Raw genomic sequence first — 26,030 nt, forward strand, 5'->3', positions numbered from 1 at the left:
CAAATCCTATAATGAACCTTGCCACACAAGGAAAGCTCAACACGCTAACAAACGTGCTGGGCGCTGTACATGAGGAGAATCATGAGCGATTTCCTGAACCGTATGAAGGCCGCCGCCAAATCCGACCTCAAGACCATCGTGCTCCCCGAGGGTGAGGACCCCCGCACCATCGAGGCCGCCAAGAAGATCGTCGAGGAGGGCCTGGCGAAGCTCGTCATCCTCGGCAACCCCGAGGAGATCGACATCGAGGGCGTGCCCGTCATCGATCCGACGAGCGCCGACGCCCCCAACCATGAGGCCTATGCGCAGAAGTTCGCTGAGCTCCGCGCCAAGAAGGGTGTCACCATCGAGCAGGCCCGCGCCCAGATCATGGACGCCACCTACTACGGCACCATGATGGTCAAGATGGGCGACGCCGACGGCCTGGTCTCGGGCGCCTGCCACTCCACCGCCAACACCCTGCGCCCGGCGCTGCAGATCCTGAAGACCGCCCCGGGCACCAAGCTCGTCTCCGCCTTCATGGTCATGTGCACCAAGACTCCCGAGTTCGGCGCCGACGGCACGCTCGTGTTCGCCGACTGCGGCCTGAACATCGACCCGACCTCCGACGAGCTCTCCGAGATCGCCATCGCCTCCGCGAACTCCTTCAAGACCTTCATGGGCGACGTCGAGCCCAAGGTCGCCATGCTCTCCTACTCCACCATGGGCTCCGCCGGCGGCGACACCGCCAAGAAGGTCCAGGAGGCCACCGCGTTCGCCAAGGAGAAGGCGCCCGAGCTCGCCGTCGACGGCGACCTGCAGCTTGACGCCGCCATCGTGCCGAGCGTCGCCGCGCTCAAGGCTCCCGAGTCCACCGTCGCCGGCCACGCCAACGTGCTCGTGTTCCCGAACCTTGAGACCGGCAACATCGGCTACAAGCTGGTCCAGCGCTTCGGTCAGGCCGAGGCGTACGGCCCCATCCTGCAGGGCATCGCCAAGCCGGTGAACGACCTGTCCCGCGGCTGCTCCGCCGACGACATCGTGGGCGTCGTCGCCATCACCGCCGTCCAGGCCCAGATGGCCGAGTAGCGCACCGCACGACTCGCACTGACCAGCGCCCCGAGAGCAAGCTCTCGGGGCGCTTTTTCTTTTGGGGACGCCGGCTTCGCTGCCGACAGCTCGATATGGGTATCGCCGCCCGTTCGTTCATGAATAAGCGACGACCTGAGCCTGAGGACCGTTGGTCAACTCCCCGCCGACCCCCGCGAAGGAGTGAATACGAGTTTGTCATTGTTTTTGAGTGCCATCTCGCCACACGAGCCGCACCCGTTTGCATTTCCGCAGGATTCAACTGGGGAAATGCTGAGGGGTGCAGCGCATGTTGGGAAAGGGCACTCAAAAACAATGACGAACTCAACCTATGACCCTTATGGGTTTTATTTTGAGCAGATTTTTATGCATTATCGAGACGTATCGAGACGGAAATGTGCAGTCTGCGCCACGAGAGCTCTTCAGTCGGCTTCCCGACCATCGGCCTTGGCGTTTTACGCACGTCGCAACAGGCTGAACGCGCAATATCGAGTACGGTCATCAAGCTGGATGAGCGCATTCGTTAGCGCACCGGTCGCCATTGGTGCACGGCATTCCGATCCTGCGGACCTGTCGGCATTCTGGCACGTAGAATCATCAATGTTGCTCGCGTCGCGCCCGGTGCGCGTCCGCATCGTCCAATACGGAAACGAGGTCGATTTCATGAAACTCAAAGACGGATTCGTGCTCCGCGAGGTCGCGGGTTCTTACATGGTCGTCCCCGTGGGCAAGCGCACCGCCGAGATCCCCGGCGTCATCGCCCTGACCGAGACCGGCGCCGTGCTCTGGAAGCTCCTTGAACAAGGAGCCACCGAGGACGAGCTCGTTTCCGCCCTGCTCGACGAGTACGAAGTCTCTGCCGACCAAGCCGCCGCCGATGTGCATGCCTTCATCGAGAAGGCGGGTGCCCAGGGTCTACTCGAGGAGTAGCGCATGGACTCCATCGAGGAGCTCACTTGGCATGGGCTCAATGATGAGCTCTGGCTCAAAGCCCGTCGTGAATGCCTTCCCCTGTCGGGAACGTTCGAGCTGCTCCCTTTGTGCAATTTTCGGTGCCGCATGTGCTATGTGCGTCTTGACGCCGAGAAGATCGAGCAATTCGGACGTATCCGCACAGGAAAAGAATGGCTCGACCTTGGACGTCAAGCTCAGCAGGCTGGCGTGCTCTCACTCACCCTATCTGGAGGAGAGCCGCTCTTGCACCCAGACTTTATGGAAATCTATACCGGCCTATCGCGGATGGGATTCATGGTCTCAGTTCTCAGCAACGGCTCTCTTGTCACCGACGAGCACCTGAAACTGTTCAGCGAGTATCGACCCACCCGCATCCGATTCACCCTGTACGGTGCCTCGAATGAAACCTATGAGAGACTCTGCGGGGCACCCAACGGTTTCGACCGCGTCATGAGCTCCATAAGAAGGCTGCTCGATGCCGGCATGCCGTTATCGCTTTCGTTCACCGAGACGCAAGAGAATGTCGACGACTTCGACGATATCATGGCCATCGCCAAACAGCTCGATATCCCTCTTATGGTCTGCACCGATCTCGACAACCCGGTGCGCGGAGCCGTTAGCGATACCGCAAATCTTCGCGTCCCCCCACAAAACCAGCGCCTACCTCAAGATGACGAGCGGCTTCAAACGGCACGAGCGAATCACCTGATCAAACAAGCGCAGAAAGAAGGCCTTCTTGACGGTCTTTTCAGCGATTGCAAGCCGTATCGAACGAGTTTCTTTGTCACATGGAACGGCCACATGGAAAACTGCGGATCTATGTCGTATTGCCGCAGCGCCCCTTTTGAAGATGGGTTCATGGCGGCATGGGCCGATATGCACGATAAGCTATCCCGCCTGCAGCTTCCTCAACCCTGCAGGACGTGCCCCTCTCTTCACTTCTGCACCGCATGCCCGGCAAAACGGGATGCGGAGACCGGAAGACCCGATGGGATTCCCCGACGATACTGCGAGGAAGCCCATTGGTGGCAAAAGCAATCATTCCATACGTAACTAGGAGGTGAGCATAGATGAAGAAAGACTACACCACTCCCAACATGGCGGTCCTCGAGGTCCACGCAGACGAGCGGTTCACCGCCGAATGCGGCCCTGTCAAGGAATTCGGCAACGTTGGCGATACGGTCAACCGCTGCACGATCACCCATGGTGGTCCCCAGTACATCCCGAACAACTCCTAGAAGCGTGTCCGGGAAATCAAAACCGTCCGCACATTCAACCTCAGACGGTTTTCAATTGAGGTCCGCAGGGTTTCTGGCATCCATCGCAATGCCTCCTGTGGACCTCTCCTGAGCACACTGGTTTATTCCAGCGCTATCCTTCGTTCATAACAGTATCGAGTTGTCCATTATTGCAATTGAAGCTTCATAAAATGAGAGCCTAGCATCCTGCTGGAACCAAAGATTACGCGGGAGGCGAGACATGGGACAACTCAAAGCGATGGGCTGGAAGGGCTTCAGTGGTGACATGTGGGCCAACGCCCGCAGGAACTGCATACCGATTTCCGGCACGTTCGAGCTCACCCCGCTGTGCAACTTCCGTTGTCGCATGTGCTATGTGCGCTTGGATGCCAGCGAGGTCGCCCGGCATGGCCGGCTTTTGAATACCGAGGAATGGCTCGATATCGCCACCCAAGCGATGAAGCTGGGCACCTACCACCTCACCCTCACCGGCGGCGAGGCGCTCACGCGGCAGGACTTTCCGGAACTCTATCGCAAGCTTATCGAGAAGGGGCTGTTGACTTCCGTTCTGAGCAACGGCTCGCTGGTTGATGACGCGACGGTCGAGCTCTTCCGCACATACGCGCCGACCCACCTCCGCTTCACGCTCTACGGATCGTCCAACGAGACCTACGAGCGCCTCTGCGGCGTCCCGGACGGATTCGACCGCGTCATGGCATCGCTGAAAGCGCTCAGACGCGCCAAGGTGGCGTTCTCCCTCGCCTTCACCGTGACCAGGGAAAATGTCAACGATACGGAAGCTGTGCTGGATATTGCTGAATCCCTGGGGGTCAACATCGGGGTCACCGCGAACCTGCTCCCTGCCGTGCGCCACGCGAAAAGCGACGCCGAAACCCTGCGCCTGTCTCGAAGCGAGGAGCCCCGGATCACGCGGCCCATAGACAACTATCGCCCCAATCCCCTCGGAACCCATCGGCATGAGCTGGCAGATGACCTGTTCAGATGCTGCAAATCATATAGAACGTCGTTTTTCGTTGACTGGAACGGTCGGATGGAAAGCTGCGCGTTCATGAGCGGTCACGGAGCGAACCTGCTGAACGAACCGTTTGAGCTCGCATGGAAACATCTTAACGACCGCCTTTCGTCCCTCATCGTCCCCGAAACGTGCCGCGCTTGCCCGGCATGGGAGCGATGCCCGATATGCCCGGGAATGCGCCAGGCAGAAACAGGGTCGGCAGATGGGATTCCTTCCAGCCGGTGCGAAGAGATTCGCGCCCAGCTGAGGAATAGCGAATGTACATGCGATCCCAAGGAGGTGAACTGCAATGAAGAAGACGTACGTGACACCGGATCTGGAGCTGTTCTCTGTTAGGCCTGACGAGCAGATTGCCGCTACCTGCATGTGGGAGAACAACGGCTATGACCCAAGCGCCCCCACAGGAGCAAGCGGCTACGACTGCTTTATGGGAACCGATCCGGGCCTAATCTACGGAATGCAGGGCTCATGATCAAACGGATCAGGCCGTCCGCAACACGCATGCGGACGGCCTGATGCATCCGCATAGGGGATGCCTAGACGATTGCCCCGCTATTTCCGAAACGGTTTCGATATCGACGTGTGCAGGTGGACGAATTCACGGCAGTCGTCCTCCCAGTGCAGCACCGCGGTGACATATTCCGTGTGCATGCAGGGCGCCTCGCCTTGATAGCCGTCTTCGAACTCAATCTTTCCGGCGACGACGCGCAGAGGGCCACTCGGAACCGTCTCCTCGAAGCACTCGTCGACAATCTTGAAGCCCCTAAACGAATCGCGGCGCGCAAGATAGACCTCTTGCGCTTGAGCGCGGTCGAGGCACGACTCCTCCTCCGCCAGCGCGATCCAAATGAAATCTTCCGCCGTCGCACCGACAAGCCAGTCGAGCCCGTCACCTTCCCACAATGCGTGAACGAACGCACTCGTCATTTCGGTTGGAGACCGATGTGCCAGTGGTACTCGCATGCCGCCCCAATAGTTCCATGCGCATGCGACGCGCACGCCCGTAGACAGGCGGCCGCAAGCGCCTCCCAACAAGACGGCCCGCCCGCACAACGCAAGCACTGAGACTCTGCGGTACAAACGGGCCGCCCTCTTTCCATCACCGGGAGTCATTGTAACCTACGTTTTTCTTCCCATTGCAATGATTGGTATTAATTTGCGGCAGAAGGCACTATTTTTAGCTTACTTCAGCCTTACAAAACCATGATATTCGCGAAACAATGCGCCGCCTTGAAGCGGTCGATCATGCAAGTACGCCGCATCCATTTCAAGGTTTCCGCACGAATGCAAAGCAAGACCCCTTGCTCGTCAACGCACGAGCAAGGGGTCGGGATGCACATATCGAATCGCTCAGCCGGCAACCGCTTGATTACCGGCCGTCCGCCTCACATGGGTCATCGAGCTGCCCCAAGTTCCGCTGGGAGAGACCCCCCCCCGCTTATCACCAATTGGCGAAGCTGCTCGATCTTCTCGCGCACCTTCATCGACCTGCGGACCGGTATGGGGATCTCCACGCCGCCGGTCAGGCGGACCGAATCGGCATCCCACGAGATGACATGCAGGATGTTCGCGATGCTTCCGCGCCGCACCTCGAAGAACCGGTCGGCAGGGAACTTCTTCGACAGCTCGCCGATGCCCTGACGCGCGCGCAGGGTCTTGCTCAGGCAGTGGATCATCGTGTATTGACGGTCCGCCTCGAGGTACACGACGTCGAACGTGCGCAGCACATGGGTCGCGCCGCCGATCTCGCGCACCTCGATGCTCTCGCGATCGCTGTACTGGCTCGCGAGCATGCGCACGTAGCGATACGCCTCGCGTGAGAACCCTACCGGAAAGTACTCCCCTTTCCTCGAGATCGTCACCGGATTCGACATGTGCAGATGCACGATCTCGAACGGCTGGTCGCCGACGAGGTCGCGCAGGATCACCGTCAGGCGCTGGCGCGACCCGAACGCCGAGCCCATCTCGGGATTGTTAATGCCGTAGTACCATCCCGTCACGACCGTGACGCCGCCCTCCGAGGCAATCGCCTCATAGCTCTCATCGACGAGCACGACCTCGGGCGTGCTCTGGCAGATGTTGCGGTACAGGTCGACCGACTCGTCCCGATCGAGCCGGTACTGGTCCTCCTGGGCCGCAATCCAGACGAAGTCCGCGGCGAGGACCTTCTCGAAAAACGCGAAGTCGTTACTCCAGAACCTGTGCATGAATTCACGGACGAACGACTCCGCTGCGCGACAATGCTTTGCCGTATCCATCTTCATCACTCCCGACCTATCGTGTCGACTACAGTTTCCCACCTTTACTCCCCTGTTCGCTGCTCAGGGGAATGAAGGGCGGGGAATTAGAAATAAAAGACGGCCCGAGGCGCGCCAGCCCCTCACGAAGTGGGGACGGACTCCTCCACCAGGCATCCCCCACCATCCGGCCCCGAGCGCAGGGCGAGCACCCGGTCGCAGAAGGGAAGCACCTCCCGGCGATGCGTGATGAGCACGCAGGTGGGACGGGGCTTGCGCTCTCTCAGCGACCGCATGATCGACAGCTCCGTCGCCTCGTCGAGCGCAGAGGTCGCCTCGTCGAGCAGCAGGAGCCCCGATCGCCGCAGCAGGGCGCGCGCGATGGAGATGCGCTGCGCCTGGCCCTCGGACAGCCCGAGCGCCCGCTCGCCGATGCGCGTGCCGAGCCCCTCGGGAAGGCTGCTCACGAAGTCGAGGGCGGATACGTCCGCCAGCGCTCGCTCGATCTCCCCGTCGCTCGCATCGGCGTTCCCCACCTGGAGGTTCTCGCGAATCGTCCCCGAGAACAACGTGTTGCCCTGCGGCACGTAGCCCACGCGGGGACGCGCCTCGATGCAGGATTGCGGCATGCCGTCGCACGTGAGGGTGAGCGTGCCCGACGTGGGCTCAAGCAGCCCGAGCAGGAGCCGAACGAGCGTCGTCTTGCCCGCACCCGACAGACCCATGAGGGCAACGACCTCACCGGGGGCGATTGAGCAGGAGAGGCCGCTGAGCACCGCTTGGCTCTGACCTCCCGCGCCGCCTGCGCCATAGGAGAAGCTCACGTCGCGCGCCTCGATACCCAACGCGGGGCTGGGCGCGCCGCTCGGGGCATCCACGCGCACGGGGGCCTCCTGCTCGAAAGCAGCCACCTCGCGCACGCGCGCCACCGAGGCCATGACCGACGCGGCGCGCGGAAGGATGCCGCCCAAGCTCGCAAGCGAGGACTGCACCTGCGACACGAGCGACAGGAACGCCACGAAGGTGCCGTAGGTGACCGTGCCCCCCATGATGCCCAAGATCCCGTGCAGGAAGGCGAAGAGGTAGGCGCCCACGAAGGTGAACGACATGACGCCGTTGGCGACGGCAGACAAAAGGGCGCGCTGGGCGACGAGCCGCTCGTGCTCCCCTTGCAGCTTCGAGAGGGTCTCGGCCTCGTCCGACTCAGCTCCGAACGCCTTGACGACCTCGATGTGCGCGATGGTCTCCTGGGCGCGCTGGCGGTAGTCGGCCTCTGCTTGCTGGACCTTCTGCTGCAGCATGCGCAAGCGGATGCTCAAGACGGCGCTCGTCAGCACGGCGACCGGCGTGAGCACCGCCACGAACAGCGCGAGCGACGCGTCGTAGTGGATGAGGAGCGCGAAGGCGGCGACCGCCTGCACAACCATCGCCAACAGGCTCACGGCGGTGCCGGTGAGACCCGACGAGATGGACGACACGTCGCTGGTGAGCCTGCTCAGCAGCTGCTCGCTATGGTGGCCCGTCAGGGCGTCCCACCGTCCGCCGAGCAGACGGCGGTAGAGCTCTTCGCGAAGATGGTTGGACAACCGCTCGCCGAGCATCGTGGAGAACCACGACAGGCCGATCGAGACCGCGCTCGTCGACACCTGGACGACGACGAACAGGCCGATGGCGAGCCAGATGCCGTCAGCGTGAGACACCGCCGCATCGATGACGCCGCGGTTGACCGCCGCCGAGGCGACGCCCAGCAGCACCGTCAACGTGCGCAGGGCGCTCAGCAGGCCCAAGCGGGCGCGGTAGCCGCCGAGCATGCCGAGCAGCCAGCGCGCGGCGCCGATCCAGTCATCGGGAAGCTGCCCGAGCTTCTGATCCAGCCAGCCCTTGAGTTCGCTCATGCGCCGCCACCGCCCCTCACCAGGCTTCCGACACGGCGCACGACGCGCTTGATCGGCGCCGGCAGCCCCCACAGCCGGCTGCGGATGGGCAGGCAGCGCAGCCACAGCGCGCCCCAGACATACATGATGCCCGTCCGCATGGGCAGCACGCGGCGGCCGCGCTTGAAGCGCTCGACGACGGCGAACACCCGGCTGCGCGGGACCTCTTCGCACCAGAGCTGGCCGTCGCCGTTGATGCGCAGGATATCGGGTGCGGCCATGCCCACAATGCGATGGAGCACCACCTGGCTCCCGCGCCAGAAAAACACGATGTCACCGATGTGCAGGGGCTCGTCGGCGTCGACGGCGCGCAGGTAGACCGTATCGCGGCCTTCGCGCAGCGTCGGCACCATGCTGGTGCCCTTCACCACGAGCGGGCACAGCGCGCCATCCGCCCCGAGCGCCGCGACCAGCGCGGCGAGCTCGCCAGCGCGATATGCATGGCGCTCAATATGTCTGTCGCGAGCGCTCATCGCTACGCTCCGAACACCGCATCGCGCGTCATGCGCGCCGCTTCCTCGTCGGGACGACATGACAGCAGGTGGATCGGGACCTCCTTCATCATGGCGTCAAGCGTGGCGAGCGAGGCTTCCGTTGCCGCCTGATCCCAGAACGGATAGCGGATGTTGTTGTAGAGACGCGGCATCATCTCCAGGGCGCCCAGCGGACGAATACGGTTGCGCGGCGCCTGCTCGAGCACGACCACGGCCGCCAAAGGGGCCCATACGTTGCGCACATAGGGCGACGAGCCGGACCACGGTGAACCGTAGGCGTTCCATTGGCCGTCGATGCGGCGGATGAATGCGCGGTCGCCGTTCATGATCTGGGCCCCGAGGTGCTCGACCCACAGGTCGGCCTGCGTCGACTTTCCGGTTCCCGACGCCGCCGTGAACGCGACGGCGCGCCCGTCGTACTCAACCAGCGAGGCATGGACCAACAGGGTCCCGGCGCGCGACACGACCGGCAGCAAGGAGAGCATCACCATGTTGAGAACGGAGCACTCCCAGGTGTGCGGGCCTATGAAAACGGTGGCGCGGACGCCGTCGAACTCGAGGACGGCGGTGCGGTCGGGCATGCCCTCGTAGGTGTTCCAGCCCACGAGGACATCGCCTCGATGCGCCATGGCCGTGACCCCCGTCACCACTTCCGGCTCCGGAACGTCGGGCAGGGCGTCTACGGAGCGGCCCTCGATGATCAACCGGGGACGATCGTGCTCAGCATCGGCCCGGCCGAAGACCGCCAGATCACGCGGGCAGTCGGTGCCCCTCCATTCAATGGGTATGTCGCAAAGTGTCAAGTACATATGCAACCTCTTGCGTCATGTCCTCAACGATTACCGGTCAAAACTGACTCATAGCAGAACGACTTTCGTGTTTGAATCATTGTATGTACGCAACCTTGAGCCGACCTTAAGACTGAAAAGGTGTTAACGAATGTGTGGCACGGCCGAAACGAATGGGCGCCCCGAAACCCCACATGGGGCGGATTCAAAACCAGATAAGCCTCGTTCGTATCGTTTCGCCTGTACAAAGGGCCTGATGATGAACGGCGACGACTTGAATTTGAAATCTGCGCCGAACGAACGGCCCGCATCTCGAGAAACGAAGGGCATCTCGTTCGTTCACAATTGATAACGTTCGTTCCTGTAGTCAAGAACGGGCCGCCAGTGCCCGGTGCCGGGCGAGGAAGCGATTAGTCGGTGCTTCCCTCGGATGCAGCCGCCTCGCTTGCGCGCTCGATGAACGCCGCGCGCTTGAGGCGCAGCACGCGGCGGATCTCCTCGGAACGGCGAGAGGGCAGCTTTACCGTCACGTCACCGGTAAGCAGCACCTCATCGGCATTCCAGCCACGCACATGGGCGATGTTGGCTACGCACCCGCGCCTCAGAAGTACGAAATCGTTTTGAGGAAGACTGCTCCCGACGGCACCGATGCCCATTCGGACGCAAAAGGACCCATCGATGCAATGAACGTATGTGCGCTGCCGGTCCGCCTCGAGCCGAACGATGTCAAACGGCCTCAGCACATGGGACCGCCCCGTCACGTCGCGCATTTCAATCGACTCGTCATCGTGGTACTGCGCGGCCAGCAACGCGATATGCCAGTATGAATCCTTTGATAGGTCCAGGGGCAGCCCCCTGCCCTTATGCAGGAGCGCCGTCGGATTCGACGCATGCTGATGCACGAGCTCGTAGCCGTCCTCGGTCTCGCGCAGCACCGCCGTGGTGCGTTGGCGCACGCGATATGCATGCCCTTCTTTCGGATTGCTCGTTACGACAAATGTCCCGATCACCACATGCACGCCGTCTTCAGATGCGATTTCACGAAAGTCCTCGTCGGAGATCACGACGTCCGGGAGCGTCTTCGCGATGCCCCCTTCGTACATAGCCCTCGTCTGCTCGCGATTGAGCAGGTACTGGCTCTCGAGAGACCCCACCCATGACAGGTCCCGTGCGGCCAGAAACGCATCATCCCAGTCGATCGCCCCGGCCCAGGATGCCCTGCAGAATGAACGCACCAGCTCAACAGGCTTGCTGCTCCTATCGGATTCGCGCATACACCTCGCCTCTCATGCAGGCATGCCTGCACACCGCATCGTTTTCCTATGAATACCAAAAGATGGCTCGCGCGCCTCGCGTTATGTCAGCCATTCTAAAAGAATCCTATACGCAACCGCATAAAAGCGATATGCGCGACACGAGAATGAAACCGTTTGCCGCTCCAAGGGGACGCGAAGATGCGCACCCTTGGAGCGCCCCTCACGTTTCGGGGGTCATGCGCTCGGCAAATCCCGATGATCCCGATCAAAACCCTGCAGGTCCCAAGAGCTTCCCGACACCGCTCTTCGAAGCTCCTCGATTCGCTCGCGAACCTCGGAGGACCGGCGAATCGGAATGGGAATCTCGATATCGCCGGTAAGAACGACTTTGGAGGCATCCCACGACAGCACGTGCAAGATGTTCACGATGCAGCCGCGACGCACCTCGAAGAAGCGATTCGCCGGAAAGCGCTTGGACAGCGCGCCGATTCCCTGGCGGGAGCGCAAGGTTTTCGAAAGGCAGTGGATCATAGTGTACTGACGGTCCGCCTCAAGGTACACGACATCAAAGATGCGCAGCACATGCATGGCGCCCCCGATCTCGCGCACCTCGATGCTCGCGCGGTCGCTGTGCTGGCTCGACAGCATGCGCACGTAGCGATATGCCTCGTGCGAGAAATTCACGGGATAGTACTCCCCTTTGCGCGAGATCGACAGAGGATTTGAGATATGGAGGTGAACGACCTGAAACGTATCGCCGGGGGCGTCGCGCAGCACGGCGGTTACGCGCTGGCGCGCGCTGAAGGCGACGCCGGAATCCGGATTGCTGACGCCGTAAAACGAGCCCGATACGACCGTGACCTCGCCTTTCGTCATCACGGTGGTGTAGTCCTCGTCGATGATGGCGATATCCGACACCGAGCGCATCAGGTCTCGATACAACGCAAGCGCCTGGTCGCGGTCGAGACAGTATTGATCATCCTGCGCCGCGATCATCACGAAATCGCTCGCCGCGACGCGCTCGATGTACGCCTCGTCGTTTTCCCAAAACCGACGAAAGAAGTCGCGTACGAACGCCTCCGCCACCTGGCGCTTGTCTACCATCTCAGAGCGCATACCTTCACACCACCTTTTATCTCGACCAGACGTACGTTGCAACGCGAGCGGCATCGAGCTGCCCGCCGACACCGACGGCGGACTTTTGCAGATGGCCCGCCCTGCATAAAGATCGAATCTCGTCACGGCACGTTCGACTACCTCATGTTCTTACCCGCCGGCACGCGTTCCGGTTCAGCGAAACGCCCGACAACACAAGTCGGCCCATCGCGGCGCATGGATTCCAACCTGGCGCAGACCCGCGCGTCGAGCCTCGGAATTGGTACGCGTGCTATGACGTGTGCCGCATGTTTGCGCCCCGGACCGCTTCCAACCATGTTGACCGTGCGTAAGGGCGCTTGGACGGCCCGTCCAAGCGCCCTTTGCTGTAATTTGGTATTAACAGTCTTCCGGTTTTCGGCCGTTGGCCGGAACCAGGCGTCCTTTAGCCCATGGTCGTTTTGCGTTACCGCAGGTCATACGGTATGACACATCGATGTGCCCCGTACCAAGGCGGGAGATTTGATACCAGATTTCCCCAGATGTCAAAACCATCACCGCACGAAACGGCAAAAGGGCTTTTTACGCCGTGCTATGCAGACCCTTGGTTCATCGTTCCGAACGTGCAAGAACAGTCGCTCGCGCCACCAACCAGAATCTCCGAACAGCCATCGACGATCTGCGTATAGCAGGATCCTCCGTAACACGCCGCCGTCACGCGTTCGTCCGCGTCAATCACATAGATTTTCATGATAGGATCCGTGTATTCCCTTTTCATGCTCTTCAACTCCTTTCTTGAGGCGTCCAACCTCTTGGGCCAATGATCGAGCCGCGCTGCACATCCGATCGCACACGCACTCAGGTGAGCCAGTTTCTGCCTCCAAAACGCCCGGACACGCAGCACACAGATATCGATGATTGCAGTCCGCGCATTCGCTGGGAGACCGAATGCCGTCTAGGTACTCGAGAAGCTGCCGCCATGCGGGCGCAAACCCATCTTCAAAGGGCTTGGCTTTACATGAGGACATGAAGCTGCACATCTCCATATCCCCATTCCAGTCAATCCAAAACGAGTTGCGATACGAACGGCACCGCGCGAACGGATGCATAGCAGGTAGCCTATCCTTACAATCGCCCCCAGTCCGATTCGTTCCGAACGAAACGTTGGATCGAAGCACCTTCGGCTTCTCAACCCGCAGGTTATCGACTGAATTCGCCGCGCCCCGCACACCGGGAACAAGTCCTGTGCCAAAAACAATCGGAACATCAAAACCTTGCGCTATGGCGCACACGCCATCGAAATCCTGAATATTGATGGACGTCTCGGTAAACGCAAGAGAGAACCTGATGCCGGCATCCTGCAACATGCGCAAACCGCTCATCACTCGGTCAAATCCGTTATCGACCCCGCAAAGCAGCTCATACGTCTCGTTCGAAGCGCCGTACAGCGTGAAGCGCAGATGCGCTGGAGGACGCGTGGAGAACAGCCTGACGATGCTCCCATCGACCAGGGACCCGTTGCTCAAAACCGACACCAGAGCGCCCTGATCGACGATCCCCTCGTAAATCTCAGCGAAATCCGGACGGGTCAACACCTCGCCGCCGGTCAGCGTGATTCCGACCGTTCCGGCACCCAGGGCCTGCCGCGCCATATCGATCCACTCGTCCGCCGTGCGCAGGCGACCGAGTTCACGCATGCGCTCCGGATCGAGCCGCACGTAGCACATCTTGCAGGCAAAGTTACACAACGGCGTCAGCTCGAACGTTCCGAACGCCGGCGTACCGAGCTCGCGCGCCTGGCTGCGCACGTGATCCTGGAACTCGACCCATCCCTTGTCCGAGAAGTCGAACATCGCTAGTCCTCCAGCCAGCCCTTGTCGGCGAGCTCTGCCACAAAGCCGCGAACCCCCGCTTCGGCACGCTGCCTGTCCACGTCATACTCTACGAGCAACGCATCGACAAGCTCTTCCTCGGTGGCACCGTTTTCCAGTTTCCGCCAAATGAAGTCTCCCGTTTCTGAAAGCGCTATCACACCGGGGATGTCTTGTGTCCGCATGCCGACCGGCACAACCATGTACGAATCGCCGACCGCCCGGCGAACGAATCCTTTGGCAATTTTCATAGGCACCTCCCTCCGAGGAGCTGGTGAATTCATTGTATGGATGGTCGAAGTCGACATCGTGTCACATTATTCGACGTGACACGGATGGTGAGCAATTGCGAAACGAACGGCAGCCTGTCCCTAAAAACAGAGGAACCCGTGTGGGCAGCTGAGCTGCAGATGCTCACGTCATCTTCCGCAAACATACTCCTCAAGCCGCAGCTCCCAGTCGGGCGCGCAGAATCCCGTCGCCTCGATCTTCGACAGAATGAGCGTCGAATGCGTGGGGCGAGGCGAATACGGCCCCGCAATGCCCGAGCGATAGCGCTCGGTATTCACGGGAACCACCCTTTCCTCGTTCTTGTGCTTCAAGGCAAATACACGCCGCGCGATATCCGCCCACGATGCAACCCTGCCGGTATTGGTCATGTTGTAGATGCCATAAGGGGCGGATGTGTCCAGAAGGTGCATGATTGCCCGAGCCAAATCCGATGCAAACGTCAGGCGCCCAAGCTGATCGTCAACAACCTGCACCTCATCCAGCCCATCATCTTCGTCCGTGCAGCGATCAGAGAGAGATTCCATGGTCCTTACGAAATTATGCCCCTCACCGACCACCCATCCCGTGCGGACGATGTAATGATGCGGACAGACCGAAACCGCTGCGTCTCCCGCGGCCTTGCTCTGCCCATACACGCCGAGCGGCGCAGGCAGCTCACGTTCGTCATGGAGGTCTCTCACGCCATCGAACACGTAGTCGCTCGAGATGTGCACCAAGATGGCACCGCTTTCTGAGCACGCGCGGGCAAGCAGGGCAGGCCCAGTCGCATTGGCTCTCCAACAGGATGCACGGCCCTCTTCCGTCTCGGCACGGTCGACGGCCGTCCAAGCCGCGCAATTGATAACCGCACCGTACCTACTCCAGACAATGCGGTCGTAAGCCGATGGATCAGCGATATCGAACGTATCGATATCGACGAAATCGTAGCGCCCCGCCTCTCCCCGCAGTTCGATCTCGTGTCGCAACGCACGGCCGACCTGTCCAGAGCATCCCGTGACAAGTACGCGACGAGAAGCCATGGGCGACACCTCACACAAAGGCGGATGATGCCGGTCCGCCTCGGACAACGAGCAACGGTCAAGCGGAATGGGCCATGGGATCTTGAGCGTCGGGTCGGCAAGGTTGACATATGTATACAGGTCCCTGCTGTCTGCAGACCAGTGGTCGTTGACCAGATACGAGTAGATCGTCTCGTCCTCGAGCGCTTGGAATGAGTTCCCGACGCCGCGCGGGACGAACGCCGCGCGACTCGGATCGAGAACGCACGTGTACACCTGCCCAAAGCACGAGCTATCCTCCCGCAGGTCGACCCACGCGCAAAAGGCAGAACCACGTGCAAGCGAGATAAACTTGTCCCATGGCTCCGCATGGATGCCGCGCGTCACTCCCCGTCGGAAGTTGAAGCTGACGTTGTTCTGCACCGGCCTGAAGTCCGGAACACCAAGCGCCACCATCTTCTCCCGCTGCCAATTCTCCTTAAACCATCCGCGTTCATCACCATGAACGGGGAGCTCAAGGATCATGAGCCCGGGGATGTCCGTTTGCTCAGCGCTCAGGCGCTTTTCAAATTCCCATGACGTCATCCGTGCCACCTGATCTCTATTACCGCTGTTCACCGAATGATCTCCCCTGCTGCAACGCGTTCGAGATGCCTGCCGTACACGCTTTTTCCGTACGCGTGCGCCGCATTCAGCAAATCCTCCGTAGAAATCCACCCGTTTTCCCAAGCGATTTCCTCCGGAACGCTCACCGGAAGCCCTTGACTTCGCTCGACGGACCGAACGAACTCGGAAGCCTCGTGAAGGCTCTCCGTCGTCCCCGTATCCAACCATGCGAATCCACGCCCGAGCGTCTCGACGGAAAGAGACCCCGCCTTGAGATACAGTTGGTTCAGATCTGTAATCTCAAGCTCCCCACGCGCTGAAGGCTTCACGCGACGCGCGTAGTCGCACACGCGCTCATCGTAGAAATACAAGCCGGTCACCGCATAATGGGATTTAGGCTGCTCCGGCTTCTCCTCGATGGATACCGCCTGCCCGCGCTCGTTGAACTCCACGACGCCAAAACGCTGCGGATCGTCGACGTGGTAGCCGAAAATCGTAGCGACACCCTGCTGCGCCCGCGCCACGGCGTTGCGCAGCCTGGCCGACAGCCCGCCTCCATAAAAAATGTTGTCTCCGAGCACAAGGGCGCACGGTCCTCCACCGGCAAACTCCTCACCGATGATGAACGCTTGGGCGAGGCCGTCCGGCGAAGGCTGCTCGGCGTAGCTCAATGAAAGACCGAACCGAGTGCCGTCGCCGAGCAGCCTCTGGAAATTCGGAACGTCCCATGGCGTCGAGATAATCAGAATGTCTCGAATGCCCGCAAGCATGAGCGTTGAGAGCGGGTAGTAGATCATGGGCTTGTCGTAGACGGGCAGCAGCTGCTTCGACGTCACAAGCGTGAGCGGATACAGCCTCGTACCCGTTCCGCCCGCTAGAATGATTCCCCTCATGAGACCTCCCTGCTGATGGGGCAGACAAGAGAATCCGACGGCCTGCCATGCGCCTGTCCGCCCGCTCTGCGCGCACGACGTTTCCTGCGTCCACGTGCGCAGCCGTTTTCGAGGTAGGACCGGCTATCGATGCGTGAACAGGCGCACAACGTAGGAGCGCTCCCCTTCGTTGGAAGAAACTGTCCAGAACACGGCAACAAACGCAACGACGTACATCGCGCCGAAAAGAAGGAAGGCGAGCCAACCAAGGTACTCGCATGGCACAACGGCACGCAGGACAATGAAGGAAGCGACCGTTGCGACAAGCGGAGCTCCCACCGAAAAGATCTCCCGCCAGAACAATCCGATATCGACACCGAGCTTGACTGCGTAATACCAGTTCATAACGATGCCATTGCCGACAATCATGCAGAGCGCAGTCACCACCACAACGCCGATGATGCCCGAAGTCGGAGCGACAACCAAACAGGCGACGATGTTGATGACTGATAGCGAGAAATACACGACGCCGCGGAATCGGTATCTATCGAGAACCTGCATAATCGTAATGCCCATGTTTTGGACGACCTCGATGGTCATCGCACCCATGAGTATCAGCGCAATCCAAAATGCGTCCTCATACCCAGGGCCCGCCCAAAGATGGACAAAATCTCTTCCGAGCACCACGAAGCCGCCAAGAATAAGCATGCAGACAACAAAAGCAACGCGTCCAACCCGAGCGAACAGCGAAGAAACCGCCTTCATATCGTGATTATCATGAATCAGCTCGGTTACACGTTGAAAGAACACGCCGCTGACCGTGAGACCGGCAGATTGGTAAGCGGTATAAATCTGAGAGCCCACACCATAAACCGCAACAGCGCCTGCTCCCAAATAGTAGCCTATGATCAATTTTCCCGAATTCCAGAACAGCTGATCGGCGGCACTCACCAGCACCACAGCAGACGAAAAGCCGAGGATGCATTTAACGAGCTGGCGATCCCATCCGTGGAACGTGAACCGGGCCTGCAAAACATGACACACATACAAGCGCTGAACAGCCGACCAGATGGCATTCGTCGCAAACGCGACAAGAGCGATGGTCAACGCGTGCGGATACCATTGCGTGAGGACCAAGATCAACAACGGCTGGGAAATAAGCCCCACGAGCTGCGTGACTTTGGGAAACGTGAAGCATTCATGAGCGGTGGCCACGGCAAGGCTGATGGAGTTGTGAAACGTCACGACCATGTTGGCAGCCAAAACGGCAAGCATGGCCACGCATTCGTTAATCTGAGACTCGGTAAAGGACGAGGAGTAGACGAATCGCACTGCCGGAATCAACGCCGCGATGATCGCAACGGCGACAAAGGAGACGCCCCAGAACAGACGCCTCGCGATTGCAAGCGTATTCTCCATCATGCGGGTGTCGCCGTCGGCAGTATAGATACTGTAGAACCGCCCGACGCTCGCAGACAGCACGCCGTTGACCGAAACGAGATACGCCATGATAGACCCGACGAACTGGTAGAGTCCGTACTCTTCCTGCCCAATCGTCGAAAGCAAAAGCGGTACATAAGCGAGGTTGACGACAATCTGGACCACCATGTTGACATACGAGGCAATGACGCCCCGTTGACGCCGCACGGACGCATCGGGCAAGGCGCCGCCACGAACCGTCATCTTTCACCCTGCCCGAACAGCAGATAACGGATCTTGCGCAATTGCTCGTGAGGATGCGCGATCGCTTTCGATAGGAACATCGCTATGCGCGCAAAGGGGAAGAGGGGGCGCAGCAATCCTCGTTGCGCAAAAGGACGCAACGAGCGAGGGCATGCCTCTTCAGGTGAAAAGAATCGTCTGATCTCGGAAAAGAGCATGTTGCCAGATTTGGCTTCATCGGATTTCCGCAGGAGACGCAAACGAAACTGTTCGTCCTCCGTGCCGTACGTGCCGCAGGCAATCATGTAATGCAGCGCACGCTCCGCATCTTCATCGAATGGCCCGTCCGCCACTACCGTACATGCCAGACACCACAATTCGCGCTCGAAATCGAGCAGGCCGAGCACCGCAAGCTCGCGATGGACATATTCCATATCGAGCTCATGTGTATATGCCCGGCGATAGGCGATTAAATCCGCCAGTATCCGAATCCCCGCCCCGCTTCGCCTGAAATGCTTTGCCGCATGGGTGACGAGGTAAACGTAATGGTCTTCAAGAGAGAAATGAAATTCTCCGGATACATCACCCGGCGTCGCGCCTGTTTTGCGGGCGCGTCGCCATGGGTTGGCATAGTAGGAATAGAAGGGGGAATCGATCTCCATCAACGCATGGTGCAGCTCAAAGGACAAAAACGGCGGCTTGGCAAAATGAATGTCGCATGCATCGGGAAGCTGCTCAACAACCGTATATCCCAGTTCTCTCATGATCTTTTGCACAGTGGCCTGGGAACGTTCGATTGTGTAACGTCGATCGCGCTCGGTCATTCCTGCAACGCGATACTCCCCCGACGATGGATCTGCTTCAATGATGCCATACAAGATGTCGTTATCCGCCATGGAACGATGCTCCATGGCGTCGTATGCCCTCGCAACAACCGGCCCCTTGATGACGATGTATCCGAAACCGGCACGCGCAAGCGATTCGCAGACGACGGCTCGCTCCGCCTCGAATTGCACCGCGCGGAGCATGGTCATGTTCGCGGATGCGGCCCATGCGGACGCGACATCGTTCGGGATCGACGATACGTGTTTTACGGATGAATAGAGAAGACCTGGGATGCTGTTCTGGCAAGCGAGGTCGAATATGGAACGCCATGTGCAGCTGTCAGGCAGGTCACGCGCCGGCGCGCCCGAAAATGCGCACGATACCAAATGGATCAGATACCGTTCCGCAGAATTCAGACCTCCTCTGATTGAATCGCTAGGCACAGGCATCCTCCCTGTCCCCATGCAAAGAGAGGCTCACGACCGACTGTTCCCGCTCAGCCTGCCTTGCATCGACGCTAGGGAATTGCGTAACCCCCGGAAGCGGGGATGCGCAATTGAGCACAATGCCGACATGCTCAACGTGGGCGCGGCGCAGTTGCTTGGTCGCTGCGCGCAGATCCGCTTTTGTCGAGTGGCCCTCACGAACCACCAGCAGCACAGCATCAGCTTGGGCGGAAAGCAGGGACGCATCTGCATACGCGTTGAGCGGAGCGGTGTCGATGACGACATAATCGAATCTCTTTTCGAGCGCATTCATCATGTCCGCAAAGGCCATCGAGGCGATGAACTCGGTGGGGTTCGTAATGCGAAGCTCAGAATCCAACAAATACAAGTTCTTCTGCTTCGTCTTCGATACGGAATCGAGCACGACTGTCTCACCCGTCGTGAGACCGATCATGCCTTTCCGCGCATGAACATCGAGAAGGTCTGCAAGGGCGGGGTCGCGCAGGTTGCATTCGACGAGCAGCGTGTTACTTCCTCCACGGGCCATGGCCTGAGCCAGCAAAAACGCGACGGTCGATTTTCCCTCATCTGCCGCCGGCGAGCAGACGACAACGCTGCACGGCCTGCTCCCCTCTTTGAAGAACAGCAGGTTTGCCAGCAATCGCCTCGCCGCGTCCTGAATGTCCCCTATTGTGGCCACATGCTTATTCGTCTTCTTTTTAGCGTGGACATCCGTTACCGCAAGGCGGGGGATCAAGCCAAGCAGGGGAAAGCCGCTTATGTTCTCTACCGTACGGCCATCGCGAACCTTTTTGTCCAGCGCACCCGCAAGACAAATGCCCACCACAGAGAGTCCCAAGCCACCGATTGCGCCAACGACTACGTAGCGGATTCTGTTCGGCCCACTCGGAGTCCGAGGCTCGGTCGCCAAATCGATGACATTTATGCTTCGAACACCCATGATATCGCGGGCAAGTTCAGAAGAAACCTCCCCGATGGCGTTTGCGACATCGGCAACACCAACGGAATCATAGCCTGTTACGTACACGCGCAGGATGCGTGAGTCCTCGTCACCAGACATTACGGAGATGCTATAACCAGATAGGGACGATCTGCCAAGCAGCTCAGCCGCCTGGCTTCTTACCCGGTCGCTCGAAATAAGCTGCGAAACATCATTTGAAATCTGGGCGCTCACGCTGAAATTATTCGATAGAAGATTGTATGCCGCTTCCTCGGAATAGTCTTGAGATATAAGAACATACAATGTCGTTGATGCTCTATAGGTATCACGCAGCATTGTATATGCATAGGTTCCAGCTGCCAGAGCACCAAGCATCGTCACGACGACCACGAACGCCATGTGCTTTCTGAGCAAGCGCAGATAATCAAGAACGGTCATATCGACTCTCCGAAGTCATTATTTGGTTATCCTCCACGCTGCAATCGCACCATACGGAAACGAGCAGACCGTCTAGCATCAAATCGTTAGGGGGCTTCAGCATCTCCCACTCCCCCCGATGCGACGGGCAGCATGTTTCATGCAAACCAAGGCATCCGTCACACCCAATCTCCCCGCAAGTAGCGCGCGAACTGCCATCACCTTATCTGCGCGCAGCCCACTGACTCGCCGAATCGCGCGAACACGGCCCATTCCGTCAAGCGAAGCGATCTGCCAGTACAGCTCCAAACGCTCCCCACGATCAGGCACGGTCTCTCCAATAGCATGCAAACCTGCATATACGATGTCATACAGCAGCGTATCGCGTTCCCCGCTATCGACTCCGAGACTGCGGGCATACGGTTCAACCAGATCCTCGACATACAGCTGATCGATCAGATTGTTGATTGAGAACCGCTTTCTGGTTATCGACTGGTCGCTTGGTCGATAGAAACAGAACAGCTCATCAATGAGGGCGACAGAGGAACTTGCGCGGAATAGATCGAGCGTTTGGAGTCGATCTTCGACCATCTGTAGACGCGGAGGATTATCCAAAACGGTTGCCACAGAGCGTTTATATGCCTTGAACGTGATGTTGTTGATATCGTAATGCATACAGAAATATTTTGCAAAGATATCTTTTTCGATGAGACCCTGTCGGGTCCCAGCTATGCGCTGATAGTCAATGTAAGGCACCTGGTCAACAAGCGACCGAGTCCCATTGAACATCACCATGTCGCAGTCCAGCCGCTCGAACGCTTCGTAGATTTTCTCTAATGCCCGCTCATCCATGATGAGATCATCGGCATCGAGCGGATAGATCACGGCACCATTCGCGCACTTCAGCAGTTTCATACGCGTTGGCAGCAGCCCTTCATGAACCCCGCGAATGAAGCGGTAGCATTTGGGGGATAGGATCTGCTGTGTTTCGCAAATGAGCGGCGTATCGTCAGTCGACCCGTCATCGTACACGACGACTTCCCAGTCATCGAACGACTGCTTCGCGACGGATTCAAGCGCCTTGTGCACAACAGCACCGCAGTTATACACAGGAATGCAGATAGAAAAGAACGGCTCATGAGCGGCATCGGCTGAGAGCTTTTTCATTGCCAAACCCCTAATATGTCAGAAACATACGGCAACGTATCATGATTGCCCCACACGACAATTTGGACGTACCACAAAGCAAACGCGATGAGGATGAGTGCCGCAATCGCCACGAACTCGCGATCGACGACACGCAGCAGGTACCCCGCGCGCGACCGCTCCGCCGGCGCAAGGCCGACAACGCCCAAGATCAAGGGATACATGAAGTAGGTTCCGAATCGCCACAGATGCTCGGAGTAACTCACGAGCAGATACATGACGATACCGTAAAGAAAAGAGAGTGCGGTGAATCTTCCTTCGATGACCAGGTCGCGCTCAATCCACAGGATGCCCAGGACAGCCAAGTAGGCGACGATCAACGATTGGGGTAATGCGGTACCCCCACTCGTAAGATATATCGTAAATCGATCGGGAACGATACCCAGCGCTTCTGCGAACGACATCACAGATGCAAAGGACATGGAGAACACAATCGGCAACGCCACCATACCCGTAAGCGCCAAGGCACGCGCGGGCTTCATGTTGACGATGTGCTTTCTATCAAAGGTAAGCATATCGATCAAGTGAAAGATCGGAAGATACATCAATCCGATCACCGCACTCAAGTGAAACCCAATACCGCATAGCAAACAAACGGCGTACCGCACGAAACGCCGTTGATACAGAAACGCCAGGGCCAGCAGAAGGATACCCATAGCAAGGGATTGCCGCGCTACGTTGAGCGATTCATTGAAATGAAGGAGCAGGTAGAGTAAATACCCGAGGGATAGACCGCGCCCTTTGCCCGTGATATACAGCGCCGCGACCACCACTATGCAATTGAATAGCTCTATAAAGAATAGGAGAGCCTCAATCGAGCCGAACAAGTTGACGCTGCAGTAAACCAGCAGAAGGAAGAGCGGTTCGAAGCGCGCAAGCTGATCAGCGAAAAATGCCGGCAGTGAGGACGCAGAACCCGCAGCGTCATACAGCTCGATCACATACCCGCTGGTATCGGTCCCCACCGACGTGCTGCGCAAGCCAGCCACAAGCGAAGGGATAAGAATGGCGCAGCCAAGCAGTACGAAACCCCAAGCGCGCTGTTCACACCGCTGCAGCGCCGTCGCGATGGAGGCGCATATTGCAGCGAGGGCAAATGTCGACAGATACAGAATCATCAGGCCACGCACGGCTTTCGTATCAGGAGTGTCACCATGCGGATCGCGCTCCCATACATACCCTCTTGACTACACCGAAATGCATGCCTTCATGTTCGCTTTCAATCGCAGAAGCACTGCGGCCTGGAATAGCGCACTCGGCAAGCCCCGTTTCCAGAAGCCATACCTGTTTACAACAGCAATCCTGCGGAAGACCCCACACTGGGGCAATCTCGCATAAGCGGAAACGATCTCGCGCACATCGTTCGGCATATCATTTCCGTATATCTCCAAAAACGATACGGCCTGCCGAACGGAAGACACCGCGAGGCGTCGCGAGAATGCAAGGTTGCCAAGCTTGTTGAGCAAACGATCTTCCACAGCACCGGCCTCGTTCGCACCATGCTGCCTGTACTGAACCAACTGGTCGTCGATTCCAACCAGCTTTCCAAATGATGCGGCGAGCAGCGCGAGCCACCAGTCATGCATGATCATGTAGGACTTCGCGTGAGTCGCACGGGCAAGCTTGACGAGCGCCGCATTCATCATGGAGGCACATCCGGTTACAGGGTTTCTCACCAAAAGGTCGGAAACGGCCGTACGCTTCGAATCAAGGCCGGTAAAACTCCAAAAGGACGGGGAGATCCTTTTCAACTTGTCATCGACGACTTCAAGATCGCAAAACACCAACACGGGAACTTCAGGGTCCTGGGATTCGATTTTTCTCATGCAATCGAGCATTGCCTCGATTTTATGCGGAAGCCAGACATCATCCTGATCGCATAGCATGACATAGGGAGCATCTGACAACGCAAGCAAGTGCATGAAATGCATGCGAGCAGAACCGAACGGCTTGTGCCGGGGAAGCACCTGGATGCGCATATCATCGTCCCCCGCTGAGCGCGCCACATCAAGCGTGCCATCGCTCGACCCGTCGTCAGAAATAAGTAATCTCCAATTCCTATACGTCTGGGCTCTGATCGAAGCGATTTGCTCGGCAAGGAACGGTGAGCCGTTGTATGCCGCCAACAGAATGTCCACACGATTAGCCATGCTGTGCCCCCTCAAAAGCCGGAGCACGTTCCGAGCACTGGGGGATATAGGGATCGACGGCGGTCGCCCTGCCGTCGCGAATGCCCCTCATGAACTGCTTGAGCTTTGCTCTCTTGTCGCTCTCAAACAACAGCGTCAGGATGATCTGGACAGCGATTTGCCTTGTCCCTTCAAAGCCCTTGTTGCCTCCGCACAACCGGTATTTTTTGGTGAACAGCACTCTGTTTCGAGCTTTGTAATAACAGCGGAACGCCTCATGTCCGAACGTGCAGAAACGTTCAAGACACCATCGCCCGTCCTGCCCCCTGCGAGGAACGATAAGAAACGTCGGCACCGCCTTGCCGCATTCGTGAAGGAGATAGGTCTCCCCTGTCCTGATGAGGCAGAATCCCTCAAGGAGCAGCCTCTTATTCAAGTCGTAGTCCACGTAGTCGATGAAAAAGCGTTCGTCATAGCCGCCAACGAGAAAAAATGCCCTCAAGTCAACCAAGGCCCCCGATGTGATGATGCCCTTGCGTGCAGCCGATGCCACCTTGTACGTCTTGTGATCGAGGCAGGCGGCGGGGTCGGAAGCACCCTCTTTATTCCGATCGACAATCTGGGGAGCCACAATTGCGATACCAGGGCCTTGGTATCGCGCGAGCACCCGAACCATGCCGGGGGCGGCGATGCTGTCCTGATCAAGGTAGAGCATTGAGCAGAACCCGCCTCGCACAGCCTGCCGCGATGCCACGTTCATCGCAGCAGCCAAGCCTCGATTCTCATCGAGCTTTATCAGCACGGCATTTGCAAACCCTTTTACGAGCGATGCGATTTCATCGGCGTTTTCCGATCCGTTGTCAACGAGGTACACAGCATGCACCTGCGACGATATGGCATCGAGATTCTCTTTGAGACGGTCGATGTCAGGATTGAACGTTACGATGCTTGCACTGATACGAGTCACGGAAAGCACGCTCATCGACCACTCGGCTTATAGAACATGACGGAAAACGTCTTGAAGAAGATCCGGACATCTCGACCGATCGAGGGGCAGGCACAATACGAAAGCTCAAGCTTCTGCCGCTCTCCACTTTCAAATGACGCATCAGTCCGAACACCGACCTGCCATTCGCCCGTGATTCCACAAGGACAGGAAAGCAGCAGGCTCGCGTCGTCGCCGAACCAGGAGAGCTCTTCGCGCGTGATGGGACGCGGACCGATAACGCTCATATCTCCTTTGAGAACATTGATGAATTGCGGGAGCTCATCGAGACTCATGCGCCTCATGACGGCACCCCAGCGTGTTATCCGCGGGTCGCCGTCGACCTTGCGCTCGCTTTTCCACTGAGCCATCTGCCCGGCATTCAGGTATTTTTCAACGTTATCAGCATCGCTCACCATCGTTCGTAGTTTGTAGATGGAAAACGACCGCCCGTATTGCCCGATACGTTCTTGGGAGTACACCGGAAACGCTTTTGAGGATATCGCTGTGATGGCTAAAACTAAGGCGGTTATGGGAAGCAGAATCACGCACAACGCGACGAACACCATGCTGAACGCGATATCGAACCCGCGTTTCACCACACGGTAGCCACGCGTCCTTCTGTCTCGCGATCTACTTACCCGAGCGAAACCATCGCTTC

Annotated in this window: 24 protein-coding genes; 5 read left to right on the forward strand and 19 right to left on the reverse strand. The window is 58.6% G+C overall.

The window, feature by feature from the left end; genetic code table 11:
* Positions 1-81 precede the first annotated feature (81 nt).
* From pta to B5F74_RS01990, 5 genes are all read left to right on the forward strand, one after another.
* Positions 82-1,068, forward strand: coding sequence for a phosphate acetyltransferase (pta, locus tag B5F74_RS01975; protein ID WP_087199586.1), 987 nt, complete (start codon positions 82-84; stop codon positions 1,066-1,068).
* A 663-nt stretch (positions 1,069-1,731) separates the two neighbouring features.
* The gene (locus B5F74_RS01980; protein ID WP_087199949.1) at positions 1,732-1,998 is read left to right on the forward strand and encodes a PqqD family protein; all 267 of its coding nucleotides are present in this window, start codon (positions 1,732-1,734) and stop codon (positions 1,996-1,998) included.
* 3 nt (positions 1,999-2,001) lie between these two features.
* Positions 2,002-3,075 carry a radical SAM protein gene (locus tag B5F74_RS01985; RefSeq protein ID WP_087199588.1) on the forward strand — a complete coding sequence of 358 codons (1,074 nt, stop codon included), beginning with the start codon at positions 2,002-2,004 and terminating at the stop codon, positions 3,073-3,075.
* 17 nt (positions 3,076-3,092) lie between these two features.
* On the forward strand, positions 3,093-3,260 hold the full coding sequence (locus tag B5F74_RS12335; RefSeq protein WP_158095664.1) for a hypothetical protein: 168 nt from the start codon (positions 3,093-3,095) through the stop codon (positions 3,258-3,260).
* A gap of 241 nt (positions 3,261-3,501) precedes the next feature.
* Positions 3,502-4,632, forward strand: coding sequence for a radical SAM protein (locus tag B5F74_RS01990; RefSeq protein ID WP_087199590.1), 1,131 nt, complete (start codon positions 3,502-3,504; stop codon positions 4,630-4,632).
* A gap of 216 nt (positions 4,633-4,848) precedes the next feature.
* On the opposite strand, the gene B5F74_RS01995 is transcribed toward B5F74_RS01990, so the two are convergent.
* From B5F74_RS01995 to B5F74_RS02085, 19 genes are all read right to left on the reverse strand, one after another.
* Positions 4,849-5,223: a hypothetical protein gene (locus B5F74_RS01995; RefSeq protein WP_143753737.1), complete on the reverse strand. Its 375-nt coding sequence runs from the start codon at positions 5,221-5,223 to the stop codon at positions 4,849-4,851.
* Between the two features lie 467 nt (positions 5,224-5,690).
* Positions 5,691-6,554 (reverse strand): LytTR family DNA-binding domain-containing protein, encoded by an 864-nt coding sequence (locus tag B5F74_RS02000; protein ID WP_158095665.1) that lies wholly within the window; start codon positions 6,552-6,554, stop codon positions 5,691-5,693.
* A 122-nt stretch (positions 6,555-6,676) separates the two neighbouring features.
* A complete protein-coding gene (locus tag B5F74_RS02005; protein WP_087199596.1) occupies positions 6,677-8,428 on the reverse strand; it encodes an ABC transporter ATP-binding protein in 1,752 nt (583 codons plus the stop codon).
* Positions 8,425-8,940, reverse strand: a complete 516-nt coding sequence (locus B5F74_RS02010) for a S24/S26 family peptidase (RefSeq protein ID WP_087199598.1) — start codon at positions 8,938-8,940, stop codon at positions 8,425-8,427. Before B5F74_RS02010 ends, B5F74_RS02005 begins: the two co-directional genes overlap by 4 nt.
* A gap of 2 nt (positions 8,941-8,942) precedes the next feature.
* Entirely contained in the window at positions 8,943-9,770 is an 828-nt protein-coding gene (locus tag B5F74_RS02015; RefSeq protein ID WP_087199600.1) for a hypothetical protein, read from the reverse strand.
* Positions 9,771-10,159: 389 nt separating this feature from the next.
* Positions 10,160-11,023: a LytTR family transcriptional regulator gene (locus B5F74_RS02020; RefSeq protein ID WP_087199602.1), complete on the reverse strand. Its 864-nt coding sequence runs from the start codon at positions 11,021-11,023 to the stop codon at positions 10,160-10,162.
* A gap of 216 nt (positions 11,024-11,239) precedes the next feature.
* A complete protein-coding gene (locus B5F74_RS02025) occupies positions 11,240-12,121 on the reverse strand; it encodes a LytTR family DNA-binding domain-containing protein (RefSeq protein ID WP_158095666.1) in 882 nt (293 codons plus the stop codon).
* 710 nt (positions 12,122-12,831) lie between these two features.
* Positions 12,832-13,953, reverse strand: coding sequence for a radical SAM protein (locus B5F74_RS02030; RefSeq protein ID WP_087199605.1), 1,122 nt, complete (start codon positions 13,951-13,953; stop codon positions 12,832-12,834).
* Positions 13,954-13,955: 2 nt separating this feature from the next.
* On the reverse strand, positions 13,956-14,222 hold the full coding sequence (locus B5F74_RS02035) for a PqqD family protein (protein ID WP_158095667.1): 267 nt from the start codon (positions 14,220-14,222) through the stop codon (positions 13,956-13,958).
* Between the two features lie 168 nt (positions 14,223-14,390).
* The gene (locus B5F74_RS02040) at positions 14,391-15,845 is read right to left on the reverse strand and encodes a bifunctional dTDP-4-dehydrorhamnose 3,5-epimerase family protein/NAD(P)-dependent oxidoreductase (RefSeq protein WP_087199608.1); all 1,455 of its coding nucleotides are present in this window, start codon (positions 15,843-15,845) and stop codon (positions 14,391-14,393) included.
* Between the two features lie 29 nt (positions 15,846-15,874).
* Positions 15,875-16,759, reverse strand: a complete 885-nt coding sequence (rfbA, locus tag B5F74_RS02045; RefSeq protein ID WP_087199610.1) for a glucose-1-phosphate thymidylyltransferase RfbA — start codon at positions 16,757-16,759, stop codon at positions 15,875-15,877.
* A 123-nt stretch (positions 16,760-16,882) separates the two neighbouring features.
* The gene (locus tag B5F74_RS02050) at positions 16,883-18,421 is read right to left on the reverse strand and encodes a lipopolysaccharide biosynthesis protein (protein WP_087199612.1); all 1,539 of its coding nucleotides are present in this window, start codon (positions 18,419-18,421) and stop codon (positions 16,883-16,885) included.
* Entirely contained in the window at positions 18,418-19,668 is a 1,251-nt protein-coding gene (locus B5F74_RS02055) for a nucleotidyltransferase family protein (RefSeq protein ID WP_158095668.1), read from the reverse strand. The genes B5F74_RS02050 and B5F74_RS02055 overlap by 4 nt, the downstream gene beginning before the upstream one ends.
* Complete coding sequence (locus B5F74_RS02060; RefSeq protein WP_087199616.1) at positions 19,661-21,070, reverse strand: polysaccharide biosynthesis tyrosine autokinase; 1,410 nt, start codon at positions 21,068-21,070, stop codon at positions 19,661-19,663. The genes B5F74_RS02055 and B5F74_RS02060 overlap by 8 nt, the downstream gene beginning before the upstream one ends.
* A gap of 96 nt (positions 21,071-21,166) precedes the next feature.
* Positions 21,167-22,216, reverse strand: a complete 1,050-nt coding sequence (locus tag B5F74_RS02065; RefSeq protein WP_087199618.1) for a glycosyltransferase family 2 protein — start codon at positions 22,214-22,216, stop codon at positions 21,167-21,169.
* A complete protein-coding gene (locus B5F74_RS02070) occupies positions 22,213-23,373 on the reverse strand; it encodes an EpsG family protein (RefSeq protein ID WP_087199620.1) in 1,161 nt (386 codons plus the stop codon). The genes B5F74_RS02065 and B5F74_RS02070 overlap by 4 nt, the downstream gene beginning before the upstream one ends.
* A gap of 69 nt (positions 23,374-23,442) precedes the next feature.
* Positions 23,443-24,405: a glycosyltransferase family 2 protein gene (locus tag B5F74_RS02075; RefSeq protein ID WP_087199622.1), complete on the reverse strand. Its 963-nt coding sequence runs from the start codon at positions 24,403-24,405 to the stop codon at positions 23,443-23,445.
* Positions 24,398-25,366: a glycosyltransferase gene (locus B5F74_RS02080; RefSeq protein ID WP_087199623.1), complete on the reverse strand. Its 969-nt coding sequence runs from the start codon at positions 25,364-25,366 to the stop codon at positions 24,398-24,400. Before B5F74_RS02080 ends, B5F74_RS02075 begins: the two co-directional genes overlap by 8 nt.
* Entirely contained in the window at positions 25,363-25,971 is a 609-nt protein-coding gene (locus B5F74_RS02085; RefSeq protein WP_158095669.1) for a sugar transferase, read from the reverse strand. The genes B5F74_RS02080 and B5F74_RS02085 overlap by 4 nt, the downstream gene beginning before the upstream one ends.
* Positions 25,972-26,030 lie beyond the last annotated feature (59 nt).

It is taken from the genome of Collinsella sp. An271, from assembly GCF_002159695.1.
Classification (GTDB): domain Bacteria; phylum Actinomycetota; class Coriobacteriia; order Coriobacteriales; family Coriobacteriaceae; genus Collinsella; species Collinsella ihumii.

Coding starts and splice junctions, on each gene's coding strand:
- rfbA (WP_087199610.1), bottom strand. CDS start 16,759: ATGAGGGGAATCATTCTAGCGGGCGGAACGGGTACGAGGCTGTATCCG.
- B5F74_RS02035 (WP_158095667.1), bottom strand. CDS start 14,222: ATGAAAATTGCCAAAGGATTCGTTCGCCGGGCGGTCGGCGATTCGTAC.
- B5F74_RS02080 (WP_087199623.1), bottom strand. CDS start 25,366: ATGAGCGTGCTTTCCGTGACTCGTATCAGTGCAAGCATCGTAACGTTC.
- B5F74_RS01985 (WP_087199588.1), top strand. CDS start 2,002: ATGGACTCCATCGAGGAGCTCACTTGGCATGGGCTCAATGATGAGCTC.
- B5F74_RS02005 (WP_087199596.1), bottom strand. CDS start 8,428: ATGAGCGAACTCAAGGGCTGGCTGGATCAGAAGCTCGGGCAGCTTCCC.
- B5F74_RS02020 (WP_087199602.1), bottom strand. CDS start 11,023: ATGCGCGAATCCGATAGGAGCAGCAAGCCTGTTGAGCTGGTGCGTTCA.
- B5F74_RS02060 (WP_087199616.1), bottom strand. CDS start 21,070: ATGACCGTTCTTGATTATCTGCGCTTGCTCAGAAAGCACATGGCGTTC.
- B5F74_RS02015 (WP_087199600.1), bottom strand. CDS start 9,770: ATGTACTTGACACTTTGCGACATACCCATTGAATGGAGGGGCACCGAC.
- B5F74_RS02065 (WP_087199618.1), bottom strand. CDS start 22,216: ATGAAAAAGCTCTCAGCCGATGCCGCTCATGAGCCGTTCTTTTCTATC.
- B5F74_RS01995 (WP_143753737.1), bottom strand. CDS start 5,223: ATGACGAGTGCGTTCGTTCACGCATTGTGGGAAGGTGACGGGCTCGAC.
- B5F74_RS02000 (WP_158095665.1), bottom strand. CDS start 6,554: ATGGATACGGCAAAGCATTGTCGCGCAGCGGAGTCGTTCGTCCGTGAA.
- pta (WP_087199586.1), top strand. CDS start 82: ATGAGCGATTTCCTGAACCGTATGAAGGCCGCCGCCAAATCCGACCTC.
- B5F74_RS02075 (WP_087199622.1), bottom strand. CDS start 24,405: ATGGCTAATCGTGTGGACATTCTGTTGGCGGCATACAACGGCTCACCG.
- B5F74_RS01990 (WP_087199590.1), top strand. CDS start 3,502: ATGGGACAACTCAAAGCGATGGGCTGGAAGGGCTTCAGTGGTGACATG.
- B5F74_RS02070 (WP_087199620.1), bottom strand. CDS start 23,373: ATGATTCTGTATCTGTCGACATTTGCCCTCGCTGCAATATGCGCCTCC.
- B5F74_RS02010 (WP_087199598.1), bottom strand. CDS start 8,940: ATGAGCGCTCGCGACAGACATATTGAGCGCCATGCATATCGCGCTGGC.
- B5F74_RS02030 (WP_087199605.1), bottom strand. CDS start 13,953: ATGTTCGACTTCTCGGACAAGGGATGGGTCGAGTTCCAGGATCACGTG.
- B5F74_RS02050 (WP_087199612.1), bottom strand. CDS start 18,421: ATGACGGTTCGTGGCGGCGCCTTGCCCGATGCGTCCGTGCGGCGTCAA.
- B5F74_RS12335 (WP_158095664.1), top strand. CDS start 3,093: ATGAAGAAAGACTACACCACTCCCAACATGGCGGTCCTCGAGGTCCAC.
- B5F74_RS02040 (WP_087199608.1), bottom strand. CDS start 15,845: ATGACGTCATGGGAATTTGAAAAGCGCCTGAGCGCTGAGCAAACGGAC.
- B5F74_RS02025 (WP_158095666.1), bottom strand. CDS start 12,121: ATGCGCTCTGAGATGGTAGACAAGCGCCAGGTGGCGGAGGCGTTCGTA.
- B5F74_RS01980 (WP_087199949.1), top strand. CDS start 1,732: ATGAAACTCAAAGACGGATTCGTGCTCCGCGAGGTCGCGGGTTCTTAC.